The 2,574-nt window shown below is 71.4% G+C and carries 1 protein-coding gene and 3 pseudogenes; 2 read left to right on the top strand and 2 right to left on the bottom strand.

Going from position 1 to position 2,574, the window contains the following annotated elements; translation table 11 throughout:
* Positions 1-1,128: polyketide synthase (locus AB0O00_RS35295; protein WP_363658793.1), on the bottom strand; the 1,128-nt coding region annotated here is incomplete at its 3' end.
* A gap of 334 nt (positions 1,129-1,462) precedes the next feature.
* Between AB0O00_RS35295 and AB0O00_RS35290 the strand changes: the two are divergent.
* Together AB0O00_RS35290 and AB0O00_RS35285 are read left to right on the top strand one after the other, a co-directional pair.
* Positions 1,463-1,864: pseudogene (locus AB0O00_RS35290) on the top strand (class IV adenylate cyclase); the annotation flags it as partial.
* A 139-nt stretch (positions 1,865-2,003) separates the two neighbouring features.
* Positions 2,004-2,420: pseudogene (locus AB0O00_RS35285) on the top strand (beta-galactosidase); the annotation flags it as partial.
* 36 nt (positions 2,421-2,456) lie between these two features.
* On the opposite strand, the pseudogene AB0O00_RS35280 reads toward AB0O00_RS35285, so the two are convergent.
* Positions 2,457-2,574 (bottom strand): annotated as a pseudogene (locus AB0O00_RS35280) (ABC transporter substrate-binding protein); the annotation flags it as partial.

Raw genomic sequence — 2,574 nt, 5'->3', positions numbered from 1 at the left:
GGCGGCCGGGCGGGCTCCGGGGGCGGCGGCGCGGCGGGCGGAGGACAGCGCCTCGATCTCGGTGGCGTCGCCGAGGGCGGTGCCGGTGCCGTGCCCCTCGAAGTAGGAGACGGTCTCGACGCCGTACCCGGCCTGCTGGTACGCGCGGGCGATCGCGAGCCGGTGGCCGCCCGCCTCGGGGCGGGTGATGCCGCCCTTGCCGTCCGAGGAGACGCCCCAGCCGGCGATCGTCGCGTAGATCCGGCGGCCGGCCGCGAGCGCGTCGTCCTCGCGCATGAGGACGAGCATGCCGGAGCCCTCGCCGGGCCAGAAGCCGTTGGAGTCGCGGTCGTAGACCTTCATCTCGCCGGTGGCCAGCGCGCCCGTCTTGGCGAAGCCGATCACCTCGAACGGGTCGATGGACAGGTCGACGCCCCCCGCGAGCGCCACGTCGAGGTCGCCGTCGACGAGCGAGCGGGCGGCGGTGATGACGGACAGCAGCGAGGAGGAGCAGGCGCCGTCCACGGTGTAGCCGCCGCCGCGCAGGTCGAAGTGGTTGCAGATCCGGCCCGCGATGGTATTCGCCAGGCCGCCCGCGAGGGAATCCTCGTCGATCGGCGGGAAAGGCGCCTTGTAAGCCGGTTCCAATTCCTCCAGGAACTCGGCTGCGGCCGCCTCGGACCAGCCTTTTCCGGTGAGCGCGGCGGCGACCGTCCGGCGCACGTAGGGCCAGCGCAGGCGCATGATGTTGGCCCGCGAGAATTCCCCGGTGAGGCTGTTCCCGACGACCACGCCGGTGGCCTCCGCGGGAATTCCCTCCCCTCCCGGGAATCCCGCGTCGGCCAGTGCCCGGGCGGCCGTGTCGAGGGCCAGCCAGTGCGTCAGGTCCGTGGACCGGTACGTGCTCCCGGCGACGCTGTAGGCCACCCGGTCGAACGTGAAATCGCGGAGCACCGCGGCCTTACTGGCGTAGAACCGGTCCGGCGCGGCCCGGTCGGCCGACCAGTAGTCGGCGTGGTTCATCCGCTCGTCGGGCAACCGCCGAAATGCCCGGCGCCCGCCCAGGACGTTCTCCCAGAGTTCGTTCGGGGAATTCGCGTCCGGGTACCTGAGCCCGATTCCCACGATGGCGACCCGCTGGCTGCTCACGTATTCACCGCCCCTTGGCTCCGAATTGACGGCCCGCCAGTCCCCACCGGGAACGGCTCACCGTATCCGAATCCAGGCTGCCCGGCCGGGGCCCGGGTGTCTACTTCGAGCGTGCTTTGCGGCTGCTCCCAGGCGGGTTTATTGCATAACAGCGTCATCGATGGTTTCCATAACGGCGTCATCAAATTCGGGGGCCTGCGGGGTGTTTCGGCCAACTTCGCGACGGCCCCCGGAGTCATCCGTTCGGGTGAACCGTGCGCTCCTGGTGACGTGCGCCGCGCCCCGGCCGTGATGATCTCGGTCCGGCACAGCAGTCACGGAGAGGGGGACGCCTGTGAAGTACATCGAGGTCGAGCAGAAGTACCGGCTCCTCGGCCCGCCCGACGACCTGCGGGCCGTGCTCGCGGAGCGCGGCGGCAAGCCCGGCGAGCCGTCCCGGCAGGTCGACACCTACTACAACGCCCCGCACCGGGACTTCACCGCCGGCGAGGTGATCTCCGAGTGGCTGCGGATCCGCGAGGGGGACGACGGGGCCTCGCTCAACTTCAAGCTGTTTCACCCGGTCGGGGCGCCGGTGACGACGCACTGCGACGAGTACGAGACCGCCGTCGGGGACGCCGAGGCCGTCCGCCGGATCCTGGCCGCGCTCGGCTTCACCGGGCTGACCACCGTCGACAAGGTCCGCGAGGAGTGGACGCTCGACGGGATCGCCGTCGCCTTCGACACCGTGGCCGGCCTCGGCGACTTCGTCGAGTTCGAGTTCAAGGGCGAGGCCGGACGCGTCGCCGAAGCCACCGCGCGGATCGGGGAGTTCATCGCGGACCTCGGCCCTCGCCGAGCGCTACGGCGACCACCCCGCACTCGCCCTGTGGCACGTGCACAACGAGTACGTCACCCTCTGCTGGTGCGACCACGCCGCCGCCGCGTTCCGGGTCTGGCTGTGCGCCCGCCACGGCTCCCTCGACGCCCTCAACGAGGCCTGGGGGACGGCCTTCTGGAGCCAGCGCTACACCTCGTGGGAGCAGATCCTGCCGCCCCGCCGGAGCCAGTGGCACCGCAACCCCGGCCAGGCCCTGGACTACAGCCGCTTCTGGTCCGACGAGACCCTCGCCGCCTACCGCGAGCAGCGCGACGCCATCCGCGCCCACAGCGACCGGCCGGTGACCACCAACCTCATGCTGCCCAACTACCAGAACCTCGACCTGTGGGCGTTCGGCCGCGAGGTCGACCTGGTCTCCGTCAACCACTACCCCAGCGCACCCGGCACCGACGCCGCCGCCCACGCCGCCTTCGACGCCGACCGGGCCCGCTCCTTCGCCGGCGGCGCCCCCTGGCTGCTGATGGAATCGGGCGTACGTCCCGTCCTTGATCAGCTGGTTGACCGCCGCCTGGAACGCCGGGGTCAGCCGGGAGCCCTTCTTGAACGCGAAGCCGACGTCGAGGCGG

This window comes from Kitasatospora sp. NPDC093558 (assembly GCF_040683475.1).
In the GTDB taxonomy this organism is placed as follows: domain Bacteria; phylum Actinomycetota; class Actinomycetes; order Streptomycetales; family Streptomycetaceae; genus Kitasatospora.
This window is presented reverse-complemented; position numbering and strand designations above follow the sequence as displayed.